19 protein-coding genes and 1 pseudogene are annotated in these 22941 nt (G+C 64.1%); 13 read left to right on the top strand and 7 right to left on the bottom strand.

Annotation, left to right across the window (positions count from 1 at the left end; all coding sequences use genetic code 11):
- Positions 1-3: 3 nt before the first annotated feature.
- From WHX56_RS22085 to WHX56_RS22070, 4 genes are all read left to right on the top strand, one after another.
- Complete coding sequence (locus tag WHX56_RS22085; RefSeq protein WP_338879011.1) at positions 4-1446, top strand: ATP-binding protein; 1443 nt, start codon at positions 4-6, stop codon at positions 1444-1446.
- An 11-nt stretch (positions 1447-1457) separates the two neighbouring features.
- Entirely contained in the window at positions 1458-2885 is a 1428-nt protein-coding gene (locus WHX56_RS22080) for a peptidoglycan-binding domain-containing protein (protein WP_338879010.1), read from the top strand.
- An 18-nt stretch (positions 2886-2903) separates the two neighbouring features.
- Entirely contained in the window at positions 2904-4877 is a 1974-nt protein-coding gene (locus tag WHX56_RS22075) for a hypothetical protein (RefSeq protein ID WP_338879009.1), read from the top strand.
- Between the two features lie 103 nt (positions 4878-4980).
- On the top strand, positions 4981-5772 hold the full coding sequence (locus WHX56_RS22070) for a hypothetical protein (RefSeq protein WP_338879008.1): 792 nt from the start codon (positions 4981-4983) through the stop codon (positions 5770-5772).
- A gap of 439 nt (positions 5773-6211) precedes the next feature.
- On the opposite strand, the gene WHX56_RS22065 is transcribed toward WHX56_RS22070, so the two are convergent.
- Positions 6212-7132, bottom strand: a complete 921-nt coding sequence (locus tag WHX56_RS22065; protein ID WP_338879007.1) for a hypothetical protein — start codon at positions 7130-7132, stop codon at positions 6212-6214.
- A gap of 281 nt (positions 7133-7413) precedes the next feature.
- Between WHX56_RS22065 and WHX56_RS22060 the strand changes: the two genes are divergently transcribed.
- From WHX56_RS22060 to WHX56_RS22045, 4 genes are all read left to right on the top strand, one after another.
- Positions 7414-8187, top strand: a complete 774-nt coding sequence (locus WHX56_RS22060; RefSeq protein WP_338879006.1) for a GntR family transcriptional regulator — start codon at positions 7414-7416, stop codon at positions 8185-8187.
- 86 nt (positions 8188-8273) lie between these two features.
- Complete coding sequence (locus tag WHX56_RS22055; protein WP_338879005.1) at positions 8274-9233, top strand: tripartite tricarboxylate transporter substrate binding protein; 960 nt, start codon at positions 8274-8276, stop codon at positions 9231-9233.
- Positions 9234-9265: 32 nt separating this feature from the next.
- Entirely contained in the window at positions 9266-9985 is a 720-nt protein-coding gene (locus WHX56_RS22050; RefSeq protein ID WP_338879004.1) for an aspartate/glutamate racemase family protein, read from the top strand.
- 212 nt (positions 9986-10197) lie between these two features.
- Complete coding sequence (locus tag WHX56_RS22045; RefSeq protein ID WP_338879003.1) at positions 10198-11181, top strand: tripartite tricarboxylate transporter substrate binding protein; 984 nt, start codon at positions 10198-10200, stop codon at positions 11179-11181.
- A 209-nt stretch (positions 11182-11390) separates the two neighbouring features.
- Here WHX56_RS22045 and WHX56_RS22040 read toward each other — a convergent pair whose 3' ends face one another.
- The 4 genes from WHX56_RS22040 to WHX56_RS22025 all read right to left on the bottom strand — a co-directional run bounded on the left by WHX56_RS22040 (position 11391) and on the right by WHX56_RS22025 (position 16702).
- Positions 11391-13811, bottom strand: coding sequence for a TonB-dependent receptor (locus tag WHX56_RS22040; protein ID WP_338879002.1), 2421 nt, complete (start codon positions 13809-13811; stop codon positions 11391-11393).
- 103 nt (positions 13812-13914) lie between these two features.
- Positions 13915-14931 (bottom strand): FecR family protein, encoded by a 1017-nt coding sequence (locus WHX56_RS22035; protein WP_338879001.1) that lies wholly within the window; start codon positions 14929-14931, stop codon positions 13915-13917.
- Between the two features lie 5 nt (positions 14932-14936).
- Positions 14937-15575, bottom strand: a complete 639-nt coding sequence (locus WHX56_RS22030; protein ID WP_338879000.1) for an RNA polymerase sigma factor — start codon at positions 15573-15575, stop codon at positions 14937-14939.
- A gap of 182 nt (positions 15576-15757) precedes the next feature.
- On the bottom strand, positions 15758-16702 hold the full coding sequence (locus tag WHX56_RS22025; protein ID WP_338878999.1) for a LysR family transcriptional regulator: 945 nt from the start codon (positions 16700-16702) through the stop codon (positions 15758-15760).
- A 160-nt stretch (positions 16703-16862) separates the two neighbouring features.
- On the opposite strand from WHX56_RS22025, the gene WHX56_RS22020 reads away from it, so the two are divergent.
- From WHX56_RS22020 to WHX56_RS22005, 4 genes are all read left to right on the top strand, one after another.
- A complete protein-coding gene (locus WHX56_RS22020) occupies positions 16863-17720 on the top strand; it encodes an aspartate/glutamate racemase family protein (RefSeq protein WP_287756288.1) in 858 nt (285 codons plus the stop codon).
- 30 nt (positions 17721-17750) lie between these two features.
- Positions 17751-18758 carry a tripartite tricarboxylate transporter substrate binding protein gene (locus WHX56_RS22015; RefSeq protein ID WP_338878998.1) on the top strand — a complete coding sequence of 336 codons (1008 nt, stop codon included), beginning with the start codon at positions 17751-17753 and terminating at the stop codon, positions 18756-18758.
- Positions 18755-19522 (top strand): SDR family oxidoreductase, encoded by a 768-nt coding sequence (locus tag WHX56_RS22010; RefSeq protein ID WP_129242492.1) that lies wholly within the window; start codon positions 18755-18757, stop codon positions 19520-19522. Before WHX56_RS22015 ends, WHX56_RS22010 begins: the two co-directional genes overlap by 4 nt.
- Positions 19523-19596: 74 nt before the next feature.
- The gene (locus WHX56_RS22005) at positions 19597-20169 is read left to right on the top strand and encodes a cysteine hydrolase family protein (RefSeq protein WP_129242493.1); all 573 of its coding nucleotides are present in this window, start codon (positions 19597-19599) and stop codon (positions 20167-20169) included.
- Between the two features lie 82 nt (positions 20170-20251).
- Here the strand turns inward: WHX56_RS22005 and WHX56_RS22000 are convergent.
- Both WHX56_RS22000 and WHX56_RS21995 read right to left on the bottom strand, forming a co-directional pair.
- Positions 20252-20344, bottom strand: a pseudogene (locus WHX56_RS22000) (hypothetical protein); the annotation flags it as partial.
- A 287-nt stretch (positions 20345-20631) separates the two neighbouring features.
- A complete protein-coding gene (locus tag WHX56_RS21995; protein ID WP_338878997.1) occupies positions 20632-21540 on the bottom strand; it encodes a LysR family transcriptional regulator in 909 nt (302 codons plus the stop codon).
- 171 nt (positions 21541-21711) lie between these two features.
- Here WHX56_RS21995 and WHX56_RS21990 point away from each other — a divergent pair, with 171 nt between their 5' ends.
- Positions 21712-22929, top strand: coding sequence for a CaiB/BaiF CoA-transferase family protein (locus WHX56_RS21990; protein ID WP_338881817.1), 1218 nt, complete (start codon positions 21712-21714; stop codon positions 22927-22929).
- Positions 22930-22941: the final 12 nt, after the last annotated feature.

Genomic DNA, 22941 nt, shown 5'->3' with positions numbered 1-22941 from the left:
TTCATGGCCCTCGACGCATGGCTTCCCATAGGATTCAAGCTGCCAGACGGTGCGAAAGTTCGTGCTGCGCTGTTCGAGGGTGTGGACTGGCAGATCTACGAAACGATGGGTGGCGGTCGTGCGCTCGTCGTGTTGGATACGCTGGCACAGCATTGGCTGGATGCGGGGCTGATTGAAAACGGAACCTTGGACACCGCGCAGTTTGGCGACCGCCAGCTTCGGTTAATCTCCAGCGCGCCAAGCCAGGCGCTCTGCCCGGTCGGCGAGGGAAAGTCTCCCGACAATAAATCGGAGGCCCTGTCCTTTGCGTTGGCGTTGAAGGCAACGCGCGACATCGATGCGGAGTCGCCGCTGCAAGACGCGCTATATGTCGAGAAGATCACCCGGCTGCTGCCGACTTACAGCATCAGTTCCAGCACCGGCGATGATGTCGTGCTCGGCTACTGGCTGACGGGCGGCACGAACATTCCGGCCACATCCTTTCGTCGGTTGCGTCAGTCCATGAGCTGGCTTGGCGCGGGACATTTGAAGGATGTCGTGCAGGCGGCGGGCTTCGAAGTCGCGGAAATCATCCCGCTGGAGCGCAAGCCTGCGTCCCCTGCCGAAAAGACGGAAGTCACGCCCGTCGCCGAGCAGGTGGATCAACTCAAACGCGCCGTGCCGGAACCCAACAAGGCCTTCGAACTCGCCGGACGTCCCGAACTGGCTGCCTTCTTCAACGAACACATCGTCGACATCATCCTGCACCGCGACCGCTACAAGGCGCTCGGCATAGCGTTCCCATCGGCGGTGATCCTGCATGGCCCTCCCGGTTGTGGCAAAACCTTCGCGGTCGACCGGCTGGTGGACTTCCTTGGCTGGCCGAGTTTCCAGATCGACGCTTCCAGCGTCGCCAGTCCCTACATCCACGAGACCAGCAAGAAGGTTGCGCAGGTGTTCGACAAGGCGATGGAGAACGCGCCATCTGTTCTGGTGATTGACGAGATGGAGGCTTTCCTTGCTGACCGCGAGATGGGATCAGGTCACCACCGTGTCGAGGAAGTGGCCGAGTTCCTGCGCCGCATTCCGGAGGCGGTTAAGAGCGATGTGCTGATCATCGCCATGACCAACCGTATCGACATGATCGACCCGGCCATCCAGCGCCGTGGGCGCTTCGATCAGGTCATCAAAGTGGATTTCGCCAGCGAGGTTGAAGTGCAGTCGTTGCTGGACAAGCTGCTGTCCTCCTTGCCGAAGGAATCAGACGTGGATGCCACGCCGCTGGCGAAGGAACTGGCGGGCAGACCGCTGTCCGACGTCTCCTTTATGGTGCGCGAAGGCGCGCGGTTGGCCGCGCGATCCGGCAAGGAAAAACTGGATCAGAACAGCCTATTGGCCGCATTGAAGTCGTCACCGGCACGGGAGCGCGAGGGTGGTGAGACCAAACGGCGCATCGGATTCATTTAAGGGGGATGGTAGTGACGGGGGGAGAAGGTGAACCGAAGAAGGGAGAAGGCAAAGGTTTTGCTGGCCTCTCTTCGCTCGTGTCCGACGTGGACACGACGCCAACACCGCCTTCCCCCAAGAAAGAGCCTGCTGCCGCCGCGCTGAGCGCCGGGCATGCGGCTTCGCAGCCCACCCAACCGCGGCCGCCAACGAGCCAACAGCGCAAAACTTATCAAGAACCTGCGCAGCCTTCCTCTGGCGGCTCGTCTGGTGGCAAGTGGGTGTTGGGCATCGTCGCGATCATCGGTGTGTTCTGGCTGATCGGCCAGTCCAACAAGACCACCAAGACTTCTCCGGTTCCCGCCTACTTCCCGCCCGCGCGGAGCGCCGCGCCTAGCTATGTACCGCCAGCACCAGCGCCGGCACCACTGCAACCACAAGCGCCTTCGCGTCCGACCGAGTCAAAGCCGCCCGTCGGGCGGAATCTCGTGTTCTCAAATGAGCAAATTCGGTACTGCTTGGCGGAAGACATCCGCATGGATGCCGCGAAGTCCGCACTCAACACCTACAGCGACTACGACGTCGATCGCTTCAACGCGATGGTGGCCGACTACAACAGCCGCTGCGGGAACTTCCGTTATCGTAGTGGTGCGCTGGAAGGTGCGAGGCGGGAAATCGAGCCGTACCGCAGTCTGTTTCAGTCCGAAGGCCGAAGCAGATTTGCTCGTGCGTCCATTGGCTCACTTTCGACACCAGCGCCAGCGCCGGAACGTCCTGCACCGGGTGCGACTGTGCAGGCGATCCAGCGCAAGCTCAATGAACTCGGCTACGAAGCTGGCATCGCTGACGGTTTAATGGGGCGACGAACCCGTTCGGCGATATTGGCGTTCCAGCTGGATAACGGCTTGGTGGCAGATGGCAATGCCACGGCTGCCCTACTTCAACTCCTGACGGCGAGTAGTCAAGCCGGGCGGCAAGAAGCACAAACACCTGCATCTTCGGTTGCGGTTGCACCTCCCACATATACGCCGCCCGCACGCACCTCATCGCGTCAGGAATCAACGAGTCCAAATAGAGGCGGTATTCCACAGAATGCCCATTTGAACTATCTCGGTAACGGATGGGATTGCAATCGCGGCTTCAACAGAGCCGGCAATGAGTGTCAACCTGTCCAGATGCCACGGTACGCAACGATAGACGTCTATGGGTCTGGTTGGGTGTGCCAGCGCGGGTACTATAAATCCGGCAATGAGTGCCTAACCGTCCAGATGCCACGGTATGCAACGCTCGATGTCTACGGGTCTGGTTGGGTATGCCAGCGTGGCTACTATAAGTCCGGCAATCAATGTCTGCCCGTCCAAATGCCTCAGAACGCAACGCTAGACGTCTATGGTTCGGGTTGGGTGTGTATTCAAGGGTTTCGGAAAGCTGGCGACAAGTGTGTCTCAGCCTTCCAGTAGTGAGCAAACGAGACAGGAATGGCAATGGCAATCTGCTTCAAATGTGGTTCCGCGAAATCCGGCGCATTGATCGCTTGTAGGAGCTGTCATGTTGTCCCAGGCACGAACAGCGAATATGCCGTTTCGCTCGCGCTGTCCGATCACCTGTCGTCGAAAAGTCAACTCGCGCAATACAGCCATGAGTTGCACAGCGGCAAGAAGCTGTCCGTCCCGCGAGAGGCGCTTATTCAGGCTCTTGAGGCCCTGAAAGACCCTCAGCTTCTGGCGATGCTCGGCGTGCAACCTCAACCGGCAGCCCCGCAGCGGGTTGCGCCACCACCGGACCCGGTCAAACCGGAACCCCGTCTCACCACGACCGTGCTGCATCAGTCGGCGTTTGCTGTCTTGGGCGTGACCACTCGCGACAACCGCAAGCGCATCGTCGACTTGGCAGAAGAGAAGTCGCTCGAACTGGATCACGACGTTTGCCAGAAGGCGCGCTCCGACCTAACGAATCCGCGTACCCGCTTGGGTGCGGAGATCGCATGGCTTCCCGGCGTCTCGCCACGCAAGGCGGGCCAATTGGTCGAAAACCTACTCAACGACCCGATGGCCATTCGAGATGAATCGGGTCTGCCGACGCTCGCCCACCTGAATCTGCTGGCCGCAGCGTTCGAGGCCGTGGATGGCAAGCACGATGTGGACGACTTGGCTGGGTTCATCATGGACACCGCGTACCTCGTGGAAGAGTTGAACCCGGAAGAGGTGCTCCGCGATATCAATGAGGATCGCGCCGTGTCCGGCTTTCCAGAAGTCCGCGCGCTCGACCAGATCGAAGCCGAACTGACGGAACGCAAGCGATATTACCGAATTGCCATCAAGGATGCGCTCGACAGGCTACCGCCGATGACGCTCATCCAAGTGATGACCGAAACCGTAGATGGCGTGACCTCCGGCGGTGAGGATCATGCGCCAGGGCTGATCGACGACCTTGTGGACAGCTACGAAGTAGAAACTCAAGGTGTTCTGCAAAAGGAAGCTGAGAACGTTCATAAGCTCATCAAGACGACCAGAGACCATGCTGGCTCCGGCGAAGCCGCCGTCAAACCCTATGTGGACAAGCTCGATGCTGTCGCGCGCAATTGGGACAAGATCGCGCAGCCTATACAGCTGAGTTCGAAGGCGCGCGGCATCGACCACGAAGCGAGCCGCGACTTGGCCTACGAGATTCGTAGCCTTGCCATCGATCTGTTCAATAAGCACGACATGTTGAAGGAGGCCCAGCGGCTCACAAGTTTGGTGCAGGAAATCTTTGCCGAGGTGCCGGACGTCTCTGAGAAGGTTGGGGAAGATGCAGAAGCCCTTGCTGACATTCAACAGCGTCGAAACGAATCGGCTGCAATTGAACCAATCCGAAATCTTGTTGAGGGAGTGCTTAAGAGTATTGATCGCAGTCCAAGTACGGCAAACAACGACGGCGAAAGATTACTGACTGAAGGCATGTCCCTCTTGAGAGCCGCGCAGATCAAGACGAACTCCCCGATGTATCGTGAAGCTCAGAATATTCTCGCGGTGGGTATCATGCAATGCGCCATTGCTTTTGGGAATCAGACTTCTAAGTGGGTGCCTTGCATATTCCTTCTGCAAAAAGCATTGGAGATCGCTTCAGATACGGAGCTTCGGAAGAAACTGAACGAGAACCTGATCGTCGTTCGGGGGAATCACGATAGCCTGGGAGGCCTTGAGCCGATCAAGAAGGCGCCCTCACTGCGAACAATCAACGGGATCGGTACCACGATTTATGGAGGAACCGACCCGAAGCCGGATGGGTCGCGCATGGCGACCTATTACTTCGTGTTTTTTGGCATTCCCATTTTTCCGATTGCACGATATCGAGTGATCTCTACGGGCGTTGGTTACAGATTCTTGGGCAAGGGGCCGCTCCGCCCATTCGACTATTTGCATATCGCAATTTCGATTGGATTGATCCTGTTCATGTTCAGTAATGGCTGAGGAGGTCGAGAATGGGGTTTCTATCAAGCCTGTGCGGTGGCAACAAGGAAAAGCTGGCGTAGCCAGGCGGAAGAGCGCTCCGCCACTAATGAGGAGAGCTGCGATGAATGTATCCCGTATTGAGGGGCGGCTTCGTAGCGTCGCTGGGTGCTTGGCGTTAGCAGCGCTTCCGAGTTTGGTCGTAGCTGAGTCCGCTGCGGCGCCGTTTCTCGGCCCCGCCGAGGAAGCAATGAGAGCCTTTCTTGCCCAAGGTAAATGGAGTCCTACAGCGGACGACAATAGTAGCGGGGAGGTTCTCCAGGCTGATTTCATCAAGTCGCTGGTCGAGGCTTATCAGGCCAACCCGGCGGACCCAATTGCAGTCGCCAATCTTTCCCCCATCCCGCTCGCTTTGTCGGTCGCCGAATGGGGTGTTTCGCCCACGTCGAATCTGCCGAGGGACCCCGCAGGCAAAAACTGGGGCCCTGTTGAAAGCACTGGGGACGGTAAGCACCTGATGAGCTACTCCAAAGGAGGAGTTGGCGTGATGCACCAGGACTCCGGCGGCTTGGCTCGCCTCATGGCCTACATTGAGGCGAACCACCCCGACGTCGTTCCGGCTGAACACAAGAACGAGTTCTTTCGTCTCAAGGGAGTTAACTTCGACAAGCTTTATGCGGCCGGTGGCCACTGCACCAAGCCGCTCACCGAGATACAGAGCGACTTGTCAGGCGCCGAGTTCCAGGACACCAAGCATACGAACTATGCTGGCGACGACTATTGCCAGAAGCACCTGAGGCCTGCACTAGAACTGACTCCCAAGGACTGGCAGGTCTACCGCCACGGGATGCGTGAGGCTTTGCGCCACGAAGACGTTCAGTTCCGCATAATGCGCGACTTTGCGAACAATGAGTGAGCCTCAGCCTATCGTCTTGTTGTACTACAGGGGGGGCATCAGGTGGCAGAAGCCTTCGTCGTAGCGCGCATTTGGAATTCTTCTCCAGTCTTGGCGAAATGTGCCTTCGAGAGAGCCAAAGGAGCGTCTAGCGGGGAGTCCCGAATAAAAAAGGAACTGAACGCCTACGCTGATTTAGGCCCCGCAGGCTGCAAAGATGCGAAGGTTCGCATGAAGAAGCGCTGGCCATATATGCAGCGCGCGGTCTTGGCCTACGAAGCGTTTGCCAAGCAGTGAGCCTAAGTCGGACTCCCCTGCAACGCAGCAATGTTCCAAACGTTTGACTTCATCGCCGCATCGGCTGCGCGTAGCAGCACTAGCGGCTCCGTCGAGAATCCAACGTGGCTGCGCGGGAAATGGCGGAACCGCCTTACGGCGGCTGTCCAATAGCGCCCACCTTCTAGTTCCGCGGCACCTGCTGCACACAGAGCGCCAGGCGCGCCTCGCCACCCCATGCCTGGAAGGCGTCCTTCGCGTTCTGGACGGTAGAGACCTCCTTGGTGCTGTCATACGGAGCCGGCGTGTCTTTGAAGTAGATCCAGAGCACGTTTTTGGCGTCGACCTGGCCTTTGTACCGTTCGCTGTGCTGGATGGGGTCCTTGATGGCCAGGCCTGCCGCGAGTCTCGCCAACGCGATGCTGCCTTCGCCTATTGCCGGCCCGGCGTCGCCAACCACAAACGGCACCGCAATACGCGTGTCTTTGTTGTAGGCAACGCCGAAGCTTCCCATTTTCACGCCCTGGGCCATGACTGAATCCGGAACGACGGCGGCGGGCACGCGCAGCGGATTGAGGTATCTTGATTGGTCCGCTGCGTCGGCGATGGCGTTATCCGCAAGCGCGGTGGGCGACACGTAGAAGCCGGAGCCGTCTTTCTGGAGGACGGGGACGACCGACTTGATATTCACGCCATTGAGCTGGACTTGGTCTCGCCCCAAAACGCCAAACCACCTGATGACTCCGACGGAGGTGTCCTTCCAACCGGCCGCGCCGATGCGAGCGTAGTCGTCCATGAAGCGCCCCGTGCAAGTCGGATTGTCTTTTGAAGCGTTGTACGAGGTGCCATCGGGCGCATAGGGCCGTCGGGCGTTGCACAAGTGCAGCAGGGCGCCAGCACTTGCGTTTTGGGGGTGGTAGGCCCGCGCGTAGCCGTCGATGTTGATATTCATTTTGGAGTAGGCGGCGACACCTCCATCCGCCAGCTTCCATGCGCGCGCCACGCCTCCGACATTCCTGAGTTCAGCCCCAGCGCAATCCTTCGCATGCGCTGCCGGAAGACCCAGCAGGTTGGAAAATCCCAGTGTGGCAGCGAAAGTCAGCATACGGGCAGCCCGAGAACCAATATCCCTTCCCATTTTCCACCTCCGGTTTGGCGACGAAGCATTAGAAGAAGAGTCTGCTACACGCTTTGGATACACGCCGGGAGGCGTTTCGGAATAATCGCGATCGCCCGAGACCGTGCGGACACTCAGTTTCGAGGGTATCGGGTCCCCTTGCAAGCGCAAAGCCATGGCGAAAAAGGCGACAGCCGCCCGGCAGGCGCGTTGATATATCAGATTCCCCTGACGATAATCATTCCACTGTTGCCAGCTAGGGAATCGTCATGCAGAAGCCTTACCCCGCCACGGCGGCCGACCGGATACGGCAGACGCTGGAGGATCAGATCGTCAATGCAGAACTGCCCCCTGGCCTGGCGCTGGACGAGACCTTGCTGGCGCAGCGCTGCGGTGTTTCGCGCACGCCCGTGCGGGATGCCTTGCTGCAGCTTTCCGCCCAGGGGTTCGTGCACATCAAGCCTCGTGTCGGCATATTCGTGGCAGCGCTTGAGCCTGGCGAACTGGCCAATATGTTCGAGACCCTGGCATATCTGGAAGGCCTGTGCGCGGGGCTTGCGAGCCAACGGATTACCCAGTCGGGGCGCCGGGACCTGCTGGCAGCGCATCGCGATGCCGAGCCGGACCTCGCCGCGCAGCGCCCAGGCGGCTACGCCGCCGCGAACCTGGCGTTCCACGACGTCCTTTATCGCGCTAGCGGAAACGACTACCTGATTCAGCAGATCATGGCGATCCGCAAGCGCACACATCCGTATCGGCTTCGCCACTTCGATCAACCGGGGCGTCTCGCGTGCTCGTGGCGGGAACATGCCGGCATTCTGGAGGCGGTGCTGGATGGCGATGAGGGGGCGGCTTCGCGGGCCGCCACTCGCCACATCGTCGAGGGTGGGCAGCAGTTCCGCGAATTCGCCGAGCGTTTTCCGCAGGGGCTGTTCGCGGCGGTGGGAAGCATGCGCGCCGCGGAGCAGGCCGCGCCGGCGGCCACGCTGGCCTGGCTATACGGCCCGCGCGTCGTGGGCAGGCATTCCAACCCCATCAACTGAACCGTGCAACGCGTTTGCCGGCGCAGGCCGGGGGCGCAGTGCTGCCTGGCGCTTTTACGCCATCGAAAAAAAACAGGAGACAAGCCATGTTCCATCGTGTTGCAGGCCTTGCGGCCGCCGTGTTCATTGCCGTGACGAGCCCGGCTACGCAGGCGCAGACGACGCCGGTCAAGATCGTCGTGGGGTTTTCGCCGGGCGGGGGCGTGGATACGCTGGCGCGCCTCGTGGCTCAGGGGCTGGCGCAGGCCATCGACCGGCCCGTGGTGGTCGAGAACCGCGCCGGGGCGGGCGGTACGATTGCCGCCGACGTGGTGGCGCGGGCGGAGCCGGACGGCGCGACCTTGCTGCTGGCGGACACCTCGCTGCTGCTCGCGCCGCACATCTACCCGAAAGTGAATTACCGGATGAGCTCCAGCTTCACGCCCGTCGCCATGGTGGGCGACGCGGGGTTGGCGCTGGCGGTGCCGGCGTCCAGTCCGGCGGGCACGCTGTCGGACCTGTTGGCGATGGCTCGGAAGGAGCCCGGCCGCTATACCTACGCGTCGGTGGGTGTCGGATCGATGCACCATTTGGGCGGGGAACTGATCAAGGCGATGGCGAACGTGGACTTGGTGCACGTGCCCTACAAGGGGGGCAGCCCGGCAGTCCAGGCGGTCGCGTCGGATCAGGTGTCGGCCGCCATCTCCAGCCTGCCCGCGGTGATTCCGCAGGCCGACGCGGGGCGCATCCGCATCCTGGCGGTCCTGGGCGCCAGCCGGTTCCCGGGCTTGCCCGAGGTGCCCACGGTGGCGGAGACGCTGCCCGGTTTCGATGCCACGCCCGCGATATTTCTGCTGGCTCCGGCCAAGACGCCGGCCGCCGCGCTTGAAAAAGTGGCGCAGGCCTTGCCGAAGGTATTGGCCGAGCCCAAGTTGCAGGAGGCGTTCATCGCGCAAGGTTCGCTGGTGCGCTATCAGCCTGCGGACGCGCTCGCCGCCTGGCTGCCGGCGCAGGAGCAGCGCTGGGTCGACCTGATCTCGCGCGCCAAGTTGACGTTCGCCCCTTGAATTCTCGATATCCATCAGAAGGAGACGTTTTCATGCAAGACTCAAGCATGCCCATCATCGGCATGATCGTGCCGCCCGCCGCCGGCCTGGTGCCGGCGGACGGGGCGCGCCTTTATCCCGGCCTGCCTTTCATCGCCAGCGGATTGGGACTGGGCTCGGTGACGCCGGCGGGTTATGACGCGGTGATCGAATCGGTCGTGGACCATACGCGTCGCTTGAAGGAGCAGGGGGCCGAGGTGATCTCGTTGATGGGCACCTCGCTCAGCTTCTACCGGGGCGCGGCCTTCAACAGGGCGTTGACTGCGGCTATGCATGAGGCCACCGGCCTGCCGTGCACGACCATGAGCACGGCGGTGATCAATGGACTGCGCTCCCTGGGCGTGGCGCGTGTCGCGCTGGCGACGGCCTACATCGATGATGTGAACGAGCGCCTGGCCGCGTTCCTTGCCGAGGAGGGCCTTACCCCTGCCGCGTGCCGCAGCCTGGGCATCACGGGCGTGGACGCCATGGCCCGCGTGGACACGGACACGCTGGTCGACCTTTGCGTGCGCGCCATCGAGGCGGCGCCGGACAGCGATGGAATCTTGCTGTCCTGCGGCGGTCTGCTGACCCTGGACGCCATCCCGGAAGTCGAGCGTCGCCTGGGCGTGCCCGTCGTGTCCAGTTCGCCCGCCGGGTTCTGGGACGCGGTACGTCTCGCGGGTAGCGGGGCCAAGGCTGTGCCCGGATACGGGCGCCTGCTAGGCGCCTGACCGGCAGGGACCAAAGCGGTCTCACTAGGCTGCGCTTGTCGCCTCCGACACACTAGGGTTATCCGGGATTCTTTATGCTTAAAGTTTTGTGAAGAATGAGCGGCATATGCAGGGCTGCCGCCGCGATGAGGCATCAAGGCGCATACACCGTGGTGCGGCACCTGACGCACCGTACGCAGTATCGCGCGGTGGCGCCCTATAAGGAGATTCGCATGCCGCTGCGTAGACATTGCCTGGCCATGATGATGCTGGCGCTGACTGGCTGGGCGACGGGCAGCCATGCGCAAACGCCATCCCAGGCCTGGCCGGCCAAGCCGGTGCGCCTGGTCGTGGGGCTGGCCCCTGGCGGGCTGGTCGACGTGCTGGCGCGCACGGTGCAGCCGCATTTGGCCGAGGCCTTGAAGCAGACGGTCATCGTGGAAAATCGAGGTGGCGCGGGCGGCAACGTGGCGGGTGCCGAGGTCGTGCGCAATGGCGCAGACAACCATACCTTCCTGCTCAATCCATCGACGACCGTATCGGTCAACCCGGTTATGTTCACCAGCATGCCGTTCGATCCGCAGCGGGACCTGCGACCGGTCGCCTTGCTGGCCAACAGCCAGTTGTTCCTGTTCGTCCGGTCTTCGCTGGGCGTCGATACGCTCGAAGCGTTCGTCGAATACGCGCGCAAACAGCCCAATCCGCTCAACTACGGGTCGGCCGGCAACGGCACGACGCCGCATCTGGCTGGCGAGCTGCTCAAGCAGGCGACCGGCATGCAGGCTACCCATGCGCCGTATCGCGGCGTGGCGCCGGCGATACAAGACCTGGCCGCGGGTCAGATCGACTTTGCGTTCGGACCGGCCACGGTCTTTCCCATGGTGCAAGCGGGCAAGCTGAAGGTGCTGGCGGTGGCGAGCCGGCAGCGGGCTGCCGTGGCGCCCGACATACGCACCTTTTCCGAGGTCGGCATCGACGGCGTTTTCGCGGACAGCCTGTTCGGCGTGTATGCCGCGGCCGGCACCCGCGATGATGTGGTCGAACGCATGAATGGCGAAATCAACAAGGTGCTTGCACGGCCGGAGATCCAGGCGCGCTTCCTGGACGCCGGCGCCGAGGCGCTACCGCTGCGCGCGGCCGACTATGCCGCGCGCGTGGAGGACGAGAAGAAACTGTTCGCCCCGCTGATGAAGTCGTTGGGGTTGAAGGAACAGTAGATAGAACAACGTCTGAAGGCCGTTGACCGTTCTGCAAACGAGCTGGCGGCACGGTAGTCCAAGATTGGCAAGGCGAGCAGAAGCAGGACGTCCAGGTAGTCCTCATGGACGGTTCCTGGACGTCCTGACTCGATGAGGTGTTGTGCCCCTAGGCCGTCAGGACCTGGGACGCATCTCGATGCGCGAGGTCGCCGGCCTGCCGTGCATGCTCAGAAGTCCACCGACGCCGACAGCATCACCGACCGCGGCGAACCCAGGCGCAGGTACCCTTCGGATGCCGACGACCAGTAGTCTTTGCCGAAGACATTGTTGACAGTCGCGCGCAGCGTGACGGGATGGTCGAAGGCGCGGGTAGCGTAGCGCATGCCCACGTCCCAGCGAGTCCAGCCCGGTATGCGGCGAGTGTTTTCCAGATTCTGGTATTGCCAACTGGTCGACAGCGCGCGGGCGGTCAGCGTCAGTCCCGGTGCGAACGACGGGTCCCATTCCATGCCGATATTGGCCATCCAGCGCGGCACTCCGACGGCGCTGTTGCCTTCGGTGTCGGGGGAGGCAGTGCGGGTCATCGTCGGCTGGATATACGTGATGCCGCCCAGCAGGCGCACGCCCCGGGCAAGCTCGCCGAAAGCGTTCAGTTCGACGCCGCGGTTGCGTTGTTCGCCGCCCATGTCATAGCGCGTCACGCCGCCGCTGACCGTGGCCAGTCCGGAAGGTTGCTTGATCTGGAACAGGCCGAGGGTGGTCGTGACCGAACCGAAATCGACCTTCACGCCGGCCTCGATCTGCTTGGTCTTGATGGGCGCGAAGATCTCGCCCGCATTGGCGGTTCCGGCCGGAGCGATGGGGCCGGCGGTCAGGCCTTCGATGTAGTTTGCGTACAGGGAAACGTCGCTCCACGGCTTGACCACCAGGCCGAACGCCGGGGTCACGGCCGACTTGTCGTAGTTGGAGGTCTCCTGGCCCGTGGTGTAGCTGTAGTTCGTCGACTTCACTGTCTGATAGCGCACGCCCGCGGTGAGCTGGACCCGGTCATCGGCGAAGGACAGGGTGTCGGCCAGCGCGATTGTCGGAAGCTTCAGGAGCGAGGTGCGCGGCGGCGAACTCGACAGTCCGTCGGTGGACGGCTTGGGGATGTCGGCGGGGTCGTACAGATTGGACGGCGACAGGCCGTAGATGTAGTAGTCGTAGTAGCCGGCGCGCTGTTCGAAGGTCGAATAGCTCAGGCTCACTTCGTGTTTGACGGAGCCCGTATTGAAGTTGCCGCGCGCGCCCCATACGCTGGAGACGTTCTGCTCCCAACTGGGCCAATAGTACGGACGCATCAGCAGTTCGCCGTTCTCGCCGACCACGATGGGGTCCGCGTACAGGTAGCGGTTGTTGCTGCGCCGGTAGCCCACGCCGCCGAATACGGTCAGTTGGGGGGTGATGTCGTACTCGGCTCGCAATACGCCGTAGTTGTCGCGCGACTTGGAATAGCCCCAGTCGGGCGAATAGCCCTTGGAGGCGTCGGGCGCGCGCGGCACCGGCAGGTGGTCGCCGAAGATCAGCACGCCCGAATCGCCCGGCGCGTCGATGTTGTTGGTCTGGTGTCCGGCGTCCAGCGAGACGCGCAGCCTGTCGCCGCGGTAGTCCAACCCGACGATGGCCGTTCCCATCTGATTGGATTGATTCTGGACGGCCGTGTCGCCGTCGCGGTACGAGCCGTTGAAGCGGATGCCGAATTCGTTGTTCTCGCCGAACCGCCGGCCGATGTCGACCATGCCGCCGAAGCGGGAATCGGATTGATAGGTGGCGGTCAGGCGGGTCAGGGGCTCGTCGCCGGCGCGCTTGGGCACGACGTTGATGCCGCCGCCGACGCTGCCCCGGGGGCTCATGCCGTTCAAGAGGGCGGTGGGGCCCTTGAGCACCTCGACCCGCTCCACGCCATCCATCGCGATCGTGCGCAGCGGCAGCATGCCGTACAACCCGTTGAAGGACACGTCCTGGTTGCGCACCGGGAAGCCGCGGATCTGGAATTCGTCGCCCGTGCCGGCAACCGAACCCTGGCCCTCGTTGACCGTTCGCACCGACGCGTCGTTGGCCAACACGTCGGCGATGGAGTTGGCCTGTTGGTTCTGGATCAGTTCCGAGGTGTAGCTGGCCATATTGAACGGCGTGTCCATCACGTCGCGTTCGCCCAGCAGGCCTACCCGGCCGCCGCGGGCGACCTGGCCGCCCGCGTAGGGGTCGGGCAATTGCTGCCGGCCCGTCACCAGCACCGGCGCCAGCGTGGTCACGGCGGGGCTCTGGTCCGGCGCGGTCACCGCGAAGCCTCCGCCAGGCGCGGCGGCGCTGGACAGCCCGGACCCCGCCAGCAGCCGCGTCAAGGCTTCCTGGACCGTCATGCGGCCGGAGACCGCCGGCGCGCTGTGCGCCGCGACGCGCGAACCGCCCGCCATGATGGGGGTATTGGTCTGGCGCGACAGCGCCGTCAGCGCCGTGTTCAGGGGCTGCGCGGGCAGGTCGATGCTGTAGAGCCGTTCGGACTGGGCCTGGGCCTGGGCGCTCGTGGGCGTGGCGGCCAGCGGCAGGCCGAGCGCGCCCGCCAGCGCCAGGACCAGCGCGGACCGGCGAATACCGGATTGGTGCATTTCAACTCCGTCTATCGGGAAAATCGTCGCCCCCAATGGGCGGCCTATCGAGACAGAAGACGGATGAGGCGCCGAAACGGATACACCTCCGGCGAAAAAAATTTCAGCGCAGGCGCAAGACGACGTCGCCGTCGGCGCGCGTCTCGGCGCGCAGCGGCAGGATGGCTTCGAGCACACGCGAGGCGCTGTCGGCGTCGGCGCTCCGAAAACGGCCCGTCAGGCGCAGGGCGTTGACGGCCGGGCTGGCCGCGGTCAGGGGCCGGGTGCGGAAGGCATTGATCGCCGGCAGCGCTTCGTCCAGGCGCTGGTTGTCGAACCACAGCCAACCGTTGCGCCACGCCGCCACGCTTTCCGGGTCGATGCGCCGGACAGGCTCGACCTCGCCGTCGCGCCAGGTGACGGCGGTGTTGGCCCGCAAATCCAGGGAAGGTCCGCCGCGCGCCAGCGTGTACCAGCGGGCATCGCGCGGCGCGGGATGGAAGCGGACGTGGCCTTCCTCGACGGCCAGCGACACGGCGCCGCCCCGGTCGCTGACGGTGAACACCGTGCCCACGACCTCGACCTCGCCGCCCCGGGTCCGGACCCGGAACGGGCGGCTGGCGTCGGGCGCCACGGTAAACAGCGCTTCGCCGTGGCTCAGTTCCACCACGCGTTCGTGCCGGTACAGGCTGACGGCCAGCCGGGTCTGGGCGCTGAGGTCGATCCGCGTCCCCAGGCCGCCGCCGTCGGCGCGGTCGGGCACCTGGGCCTGCGAGAGTTGGCCGGAGCCGGTTTCATAGGACGCCCGGTACAGGGGCTGGCGCCAGTACCAGCCCGTGCCGAGCAATGCGGTACAGGCGCCCGCCACGCCCAAGCCCAGCAGCGTCCGGCGGGACATTCCGCGGCTGGCGGCCAGCGGGATGTCCTGGGGAAAATGCTCGCGCATTTCCGGCGCGACCACGGCCAGCAGCTTCCAGCGCCGGAGGGCTTCGAGGTAGGCCGTTTCGTGCTGGGGCGTACGGGCGCGCCAGGCCGCCAACCGCGAGGCGGCCTGGCGGGCGGCGCGTTCAGTCGCGATTTCCGATGTGGCGATCAGGCTGAGCGCCTGCTCGATGAGTCCCTCGTCGGGTACTTGCTGCATGATGGTCAGTTGCCGTCGTCCGTGGCCGGATCGTAATTGGTTTGCGGGCGGTCGCTGGCGACGTCGGAGCCAGAATCCAGGTGCAGGTTGCGCAGGGCGCGGGAGCAATCCAGCGTGCCGCGCACCAGGTGCTTGGCGACCGCCGCTTCCGTGATGCCCAACTGTTGCGCGATTTCTGCGCGGCTATGGCCATAGGCCCGATACAGTAGGAATACTTGCATCCGCCGCGGGGGCAGGGACGCCAGCACCGCGGCCACCCGCTCGGCCATCTGCCGATACGACACGATCTGCTCGGCCGAGGGCGCAGTCCGGTCCGCTTCGAGCGGGGCGTGTTCGGCCAGCCAGGTCCGGGCGACCTTGCGGCGGCGCGCCTCGTCGATGCAAAGGTTGTGGGCAATGCGAAAGAGCAGCCCGCGCGACGACTCCACGCCGGGGCCGTTCTTGCCGGCGTCGTCCAGGCCGCTGGCGTAGGCGCGCTCGAAACTGGTCTGGGCAATGTCGGCGGCGTCGTCCGGATTGCGCAACTGGTAGCTCAGGTGCCGGTACAAGTCCCGGTAGTGGCTGAGCAGGTCGTCGACGAATTCGCGCACTGCCGAGGCAGTGGCCGTCCGTTTGGCGGGATGGATCGGGGAGGGCGCTGACATGGAGGCAAGAAAAACGCCGCCCCGGCCAGCGGAGCGTAATTAGGGGTCATATTCAAGAATGATTCCCATTATTATTTTTTTGCCGCGGGCCATGCAAGCAATCGTTTACCCTCGGGCCCCGATCGGGGCGGAATGCGGCGTGCGCGCCACATCCGTGCAAAAGGTCGTCCGAGTTCGCCGGTTTAGCCAACCGGTGCCAGCCCCAGCACCGTCTCCCAAGGCGGTTCGGTCGGAATGACCTGGGCCATCATGTCGGCGAACACGCGTACGCGCGGCGACAGATGGCGGTTCTGCAGGTAGACCAGGTGGATGACCGGTCCGGGCGCCACGCAGTCGGCCAGCACCAGTTGCAGGCGGCCGTCCAGAACGGCCGGCGCGGCCACGAAGCTAGCCACGCGGGCAATGCCCGCGCCGTCGATCACCGCGTCCAGCAGGGCCTCGGCATTGTTCACATTCAGCGTGCCAGCCGGTGTGTATACGCAGCGCCGGCCTTCGTGCATGAACTCCCATTCGTGATAGCGGCCGGTCTGCGGCACTACGTAGGCCAGGCAGTTGTGGTCGTCCAGGTCGGCGGGCGTACGCGGCGCGCCGCGCGCGGCCAGGTAGGCCGGGCTGGCGCAGGTAACGAAGGTGCTGCGCGCCAGCGGCCGGGCGATCAGGCGAGAGTCGGCAGGCGCGCCCACACGCAGCGCGGCGTCGATGCCTTCCTCGGCAAGGTCGGGCGTGCGGTCGCTCAGGTCGACGTCGATGGTCAGGTCCGGATAGCGCTGCGTCAGCGCCGACAGCGAGGGCATGACGATATGCCGGCCCAGCCCGATGGGCGAATGCACGCGCAGCTTGCCGCGCGGCGACACGCTGGCGCGCGTCACCGCGGCCTCGGCCGATTCCAGGTCGGAAAGAATGTCGCGGCAGCGGCGGTAGAACATCTCGCCGTCGTCGGTCAGCGAAATGCTGCGCGTGGTGCGATTGAACAGCTTGACGCCCAGCCGATTCTCCAGCCGCGCCACGCTCTTGCTGACCGCTGCGGTGGAAATACCCAGCCGGCGCGCCGCCGCTGTGAAGCCGCGCGCCTCAGCCACCCGCACGAAGGTGGAGATGTGATGCAGGTGCTCGGAAGATGACTGCATGGCATCAATACGGAAATGAATTCCCTATTTTAGCAATCATTGTTAACTTTAGGTTCATAGTGTTTTTTTCGTCGCCTGCTTTATCCCCGGCGCCCCCCTGCCTACACTCCCGGCATTCGAAACCGGCGCTGCGCGCCACAAAATGACAAAGGAGACGGCAGTGAGCCACCATGACATCGCCGCGCGCCCCGCATCCCGCGAAGGCGCGATGAAGATCTGGTACCAAAGCTTGACACGGCCCGACGCTTGGCCAGCCTACAACGCGGCGCTGCACGACGTGCTGGAGGGGGCCAAGGATCCCGACACCGTGATCGAAGTGCACGGCATCGAGGCGCGCGGCGGCATCGGCGATCAATACCGCTACCTGGAATTCATTGAGGCCCAGGAGGTGCTGTCCAATGTGGAGCGCGCCACACGCGAGGGCTTCGACGCCTTCCTGATCGGCAACATCGGCGACCCGGGCCTGCGCGAGGCACGCGAGATCGCCGCCATGCCGGTGCTGGGCCTGTGCGAAACCTCGTCGCACGTCGCGTGCATGATGGGCGGAAATTTTGCGCTGGTGACGGGCAATGCCAAGCACGCGCCGCGCATCGTCGAGAACGTCAATAAATACGGCCTGGCAAGCCGCCTGGCCGGCGTACGTATGTTGACGGTGAACCGTCTGGTGGACCTGGATTTGGGCTTTTCGGACGAACAGGCCGGGCGCGCGCTGGTAGACCAATTCCTGGCCGCCGCACGGGCCCATGCCGGGGATGGCGCCGAGGTCATCATTCCCGCCGTCGGTGTGCTGATGACGCTGCTGGCTCGCCACGGCGTGCACGAGGCCGCGCCCGGCATCCCCATCCTGAATGGGGTGACCACGCTGCTGAAGATGGGCGAGGCAGCCGTGCGCATGCGGCGCTCCATGGGCGGCGTGTGGACCTCGCGCCGCGCCATGTACGCCATGCCGCCGGCCGCGCAGTTGGATGAACTACGCGCGCACTACGGGCCTGTGTACCCGGCCGCGCCGCAGCCCTAGAGGCTCGCCACGAATTCACAAGGAGACAATATGGCAACGCGATTCATACAGCACTCGGGGGCTTGGCGCACCACCACGATAGGCGTCCTGGCGCTGCTGGCCGGTGGCCTGGCATGGGGGCCAGCGGCCGCCGCGGCCGCAGACTATCCCGACCATCCTCTGTCGTTAGTGGTGCCGTACGCGCCCGGCGGCGGGGTGGATACGGTCGGGCGCATCGTCGCCCAGGGGCTGGGCGGCCAATTGGGCCAGTCAGTAGTGGTTGAGAATAAGCCCGGCGCGGGCAGCAACATCGGCTCGGATTTCGTCGCCAAGGCCGCGCCCGACGGCTATACACTGCTTCTGGCCTCGCCCGCCACGGCGGTCAACGTCAGCCTGTACAAGCGCCTGCCGTTCGACCCCGCGCGCGACTTGCGCCCGATCACGCTGGTAGGCAAGGTGCCCAGCGTGATGATCATCAACAACGACCTGCCTGCCAAGACGCTGCGCGACTTCGTGGCGCTGGCCAGGAAGCAGCCGGGTATGCTGAATTTCGGTTCCGGCGGCAATGGCACCTCCGAGCACCTGGCCGGCGAAATGTTCAAGTCCATGGCCGGCATCGACATCGTGCACGTGCCGTACCGCGGCGGCGCGGCGGTAATGGGCGACCTGATCTCGGGCCGCATCTCGGCCATCATCATCAACCAGATCACCGCGTTGCCGCTGATCCAGGCGGGTAAGGTCCGCGCCTTGGCAGTGGCCGACGAGCAGCGCTCGGCTGCGCTACCCGATGTACCGACCTTCGCCGAACAGGGCTATCCCGACTACCGCGTATCGGTGTGGTGGGGCGTGATGACGGGTTCGCGCGTGCCGGCCGAGCGCGTGGCCAAACTCGACGCGGGCATCCGCGCCTCCCTGCAGACGCCTGCGGCGCAGGAGAATTTCGCCAAGATGGGGGTGCAGGTACTGGGCTCGGGGCCTAAGGAGTTCGGTGCCTTTCTGGTCGACGAGACGTCGCGCTGGAGCAAGATCGTCAAGACGTCCGTGGAGCCCATCGAATGAGCGCCAAGCCGCGGGACGGTTTCGCCGGCCAAGTGGCGCTGGTGACCGGGGGCGCGGGGGGCATCGGGGGGGCCGTGGCCGGCGCGCTGGCCGGGCTGGGCGCGCGGGTGGTGGCAGCCGATGCGCGCCGGCCCGACACCCTCCCGCCAGCCGCGGACGTGGACTGGTTGGCGCTGGACGTGGCCAGCCGTGATTCGGTGCGGGACGTGTTCGCTGAGACTCTGCGGCGGCACGGCCGGCTGGACGTGCTGGTCAACGCCGCGGGGGTGGTGTCATTCGGCGCCGCGGCGGATCTGGACGAAGCGGAGTGGGACCGCGTGCAGTCCATCAATCTGAAAGGCAGTTTCCTGTGCTGCCAGGCCGCCATCGCCGCCATGCGGCGGGCGGGGTACGGGCGTATCGTCAACCTGGGTTCCATCGTCGGCAAGAACGGCGGCAACGCTCGGCCCTGGCTTCATCCCGACGAGCAGCGCGTGGCGGGCAACATCGCCTATGGCGTGTCCAAGGCCGGTGTCCATGCGATGACCGCGTTCCTGGCCAAGGAGCTAGCCTCGGCCGGCATCACCGTCAACGCGGTGGCGCCGGGGCCGATCGCCACGCGCATGACCACGGCCTTTCCCGAGCCGCTGCGCGCGGCCATCCCGGTTGGACGCATGGGCGCGATGGACGACGTGGTCAACGCCGTCCTGTTCCTGGCGGGCCGCGAGGCGGGTTTCATCACTGGCGAGGTGCTCGACGTCAACGGCGGGATGTGGTGCGACTGACGTCGATATTGTCCGCCCGGCCGCTCTGGATGCACGGGTTCATATCATTCATTCATTGAAGGAGGTTTCAGGCAATGCGATCGATCTATCTGGTGCTGGACATGCAGAACGACTTGGTGCATGAGGAAGGCCCCAACGGCAAGAGCCCGCTGGGCGAGCAGGTGCGCGCGCGCGGCATACTGGAGCGCACCGCCGCCGCCATCGCGCGGGCGCGCAAGGCAGGCATGAAAGTCGGCTTCGTGCGGGTGGGCTTCTCCGAAGGCTATCCGGAATGCCCGGAAGGTTCGCAGGTGTTCTCCGGCGCGCCCAAGGCCGGCCTGTTCCGGCTCGGCACCCCGGGCACCGAGATCCACCCCGCGCTGGGCGTGGAGCCCGGCGACATCCAGGTGGTCAAGCACCGCGTCAGTCCGTTCTACGCTACCGGCCTGGAGGCCGCGCTGCGCGCACAGAAGATCGAGCGCATCTTCTGCTCGGGCGTATCCACCCAGGCGGTGGTCCAGGCCACCGTGCGCGACGGCCACGACCGGGATTACCAGATGGTGGTGCTGGAAGACTGCTGCGCTGCGCACAGCGCGCAGGAACACGCCAATTCGATGCAGAGCCTGGGACGGTTCTGCACGGTGGCCGGCAGCGCGGATTTCGGCTGAGGGGCCCGAGTCGCCGCCGCGGACCCTGCGGCGGCTCTCCCGTGAGCAGCCCGTCGGCCAGGACGCGATTGGGCATGATTCCGATGCCAAGCTCAGGCGCCGTCGGGAGGATTTCGGCTTCGATGAAGCGGTAGGCGAGCGAATATTCGATCTCCAGGGCCGTTACGGGATGCACGGCATGCGCCCGCGGAGCAGGTCGTCGCCGACTTCCGATACGCAATTGCTGACGGCCGGTCAAAGCGGACGTCCCCGAGCACTACCGATTCTGAGCCGTACAGGCAGAGATCCGGCGTGAGGCGGAGCTAGCTTGCAAAGGCGCGATTGACAAGGGCTTCCTGAAGGAAAATGACGCTTGTCTGGACAAGTACGTCGCGCCAGACCAGACGGGTTCACGCTGCTATCCGCTGGCAGACTACTGAAATGGTCTCTTCGTAGGCGCGCTTTGTGTTGGAGCCAGGGGCGTCAATCGTGCCCGCTGAACCGATCTCGAACCAGTTGAACAAGTTTCTGTGAGGCCGGCGACAGCTTGTGGCCCCGCGATGTGATGATGGCAATCTGCCGCCCCATCGGGGGATTGACGATGCGTAGCTGGCGCAGTTCGTCAGGCAGATGAGAGGGCAGTGCGACACAGGGCAAGATGGCAGCGCCCAGGCCGGCGGCGGCCGTTGCGATCAGCGTGTGGGCCTGGCCGAACTCGTAGCGTGTTCGCCAGGTCAGCCCGCGTTGAGTCATTGCGTCCTCCAGAGAGCCGCGCAGGGCGGTCGCATAATTCAGCATCAACAGGGGCATGCGGGCAAGCGCGTTCAGGCCTATCGTCTGCTTCCGTCCTCCGGCAAGCGCGACGGGCACCAGAGCATACAGTGGATCTTCGAGTACGACCTCGAAATCGAACTCGCCGGACGGCACGCAAGGACCGATGCCGAAATCCACCTCGTGCCTGCGGATGCTCTCGTACATTGCCTGGAAGGTTAGTTCCCGCACCGACACTTCCACCTTGGGGAACGCTTTGTCGAAGGCCGCGAGAATGGGGGCCAGGCGTCCGCCGGCGATGGTTGGCGAACAGCTTAGATCGACTCGGCCGCGCCGGGCATCTGCGCGTTCCGCGATGGCGCGCAGGCCCGACTCGACCTCATGCATGGCGCGCCGGCTGCGCTCCATCAGCTCCTCGCCTTCGGGCGTCAGCCGGACACTGCGAGTAGTGCGTATGAACAGCGGCACGCCCAACTGGTCTTCCAACTGGCGGATCTGGGCGCTGATTGCAGACTGCGAGCGAAACGACTGCTCGGCCGCCAGCCTGAAGCTGCTATGCCGGGCGACCAGCATGAAGGTCTGGATGAGTTTCAGGTTGACTTGAGGCAGTGGCTTTTCCATGGGTACCTCGCTGCGGATGCGTTCGGCGATTGTGCGGCCAAACTGCATAATCTGAAAGATAAATTGGTTTGTTTGGCTGGCCGAAGATGATTAGAGTTCCGATCTGTCATCCGACGCGGCAGCATGTTCGCGACGGCAAGGCGTTTCTTCCACCGTATTGCGCGAATTCCCATGTCATTCGAAACAAGCCAAGATCCGTCCATCCCCGCGCTGCAAGGCATACGCGTACTCGACATTGCCACCTTTGTTGCCGCTCCGTTCTGCGGCACGATACTGGCCGACTTCGGTGCCGAGGTGATAAAGGTCGAGCAGCCGGACTCAGGCGATTCGTTGCGCAAGTTCGGTACGCCCACTGAGTGCGGCGACAGCCTGGTTTGGCTTAGCGAAGCCCGCAACAAGGAAGCGATTACGCTGGACCTGCGTCGGCCGGAAGGCGCCGAGATGTTCCGTGCGCTGGTGACGAAGTCAGACGTCGTGCTGGAGAACTTCCGGCCCGGGACGCTGGAGAAATGGGGGCTGGGCTTCGAGGAGCTGCGCCAGATCAATCCGGGACTGGTGATGCTTCGGATCAGCGCCTATGGCCAGACCGGCCCCAAGCGCGGCGAACCCGGTTTCGCGCGCATTGCGCATGCGTTTTCGGGCCTGTCGTGGTTGTCGGGCGAGGCGGATGGCCCGCCGGTGGTGCCGGGTTCGACGTCGATGGCCGACTATGTGTCGGGTATGTGGGGTGCCATCGGAGTGCTGACCGCGCTGCGCGCCCGCGAGCGGAACGGACGTGGCCAGTTCATCGATCTGGGCTTGTACGAATCGGTCTTCCGCCTGCTGGACGAGATGGCGCCGGCCTACGCCAAGTACGGCACGGTGCGTCAACGAATGGGGGCCGATACCGTCAACGTGGTTCCACATAGCCACTACAGGACTGGCAGTGGCCAGTGGGTGGCGCTTGCGTGCACCAACGACAAGATGTTCGAGCGCCTTGCCGGCGTAATGGAGCAACCTCGACTCGCGGCGGACTATCCAACCAGCGTAGTGCGCGTTGCCCACCGCGATCACATCAACGGATTGGTCGCCGCGTGGATGAATGAACGGTCGCTGCAAGATGTCCTGGCGAAAACGCAAGCCGGCGGAGTACCTTGCGCGCAGATCTATTCCATCAAGGAGATCTTCGAGGACGAGCAGTTCGAAGTGCGGGGGAACCTGATGCAGATTGAAGATCCGCGCGTGGGAGCGCTGACGCTGCCTGCGCCGTTGCCCCGCTTGTCCGAGACGCCACCGACGTTCCGCCATGCGGGCAGGGCGCTCGGCGCCGACAACGAGGCGGTTTATCGCCGGCTGTTGGGTTTGTCGCCCGAGGATCTTCAGGCCGCGCGCGCAGCGCGTGTCATCTAGCCCTGCTGCCGC

It is taken from the genome of Achromobacter veterisilvae, assembly GCF_037619525.1.
Taxonomy (GTDB): domain Bacteria; phylum Pseudomonadota; class Gammaproteobacteria; order Burkholderiales; family Burkholderiaceae_B; genus Achromobacter; species Achromobacter veterisilvae.
This window is presented reverse-complemented; position numbering and strand designations above follow the sequence as displayed.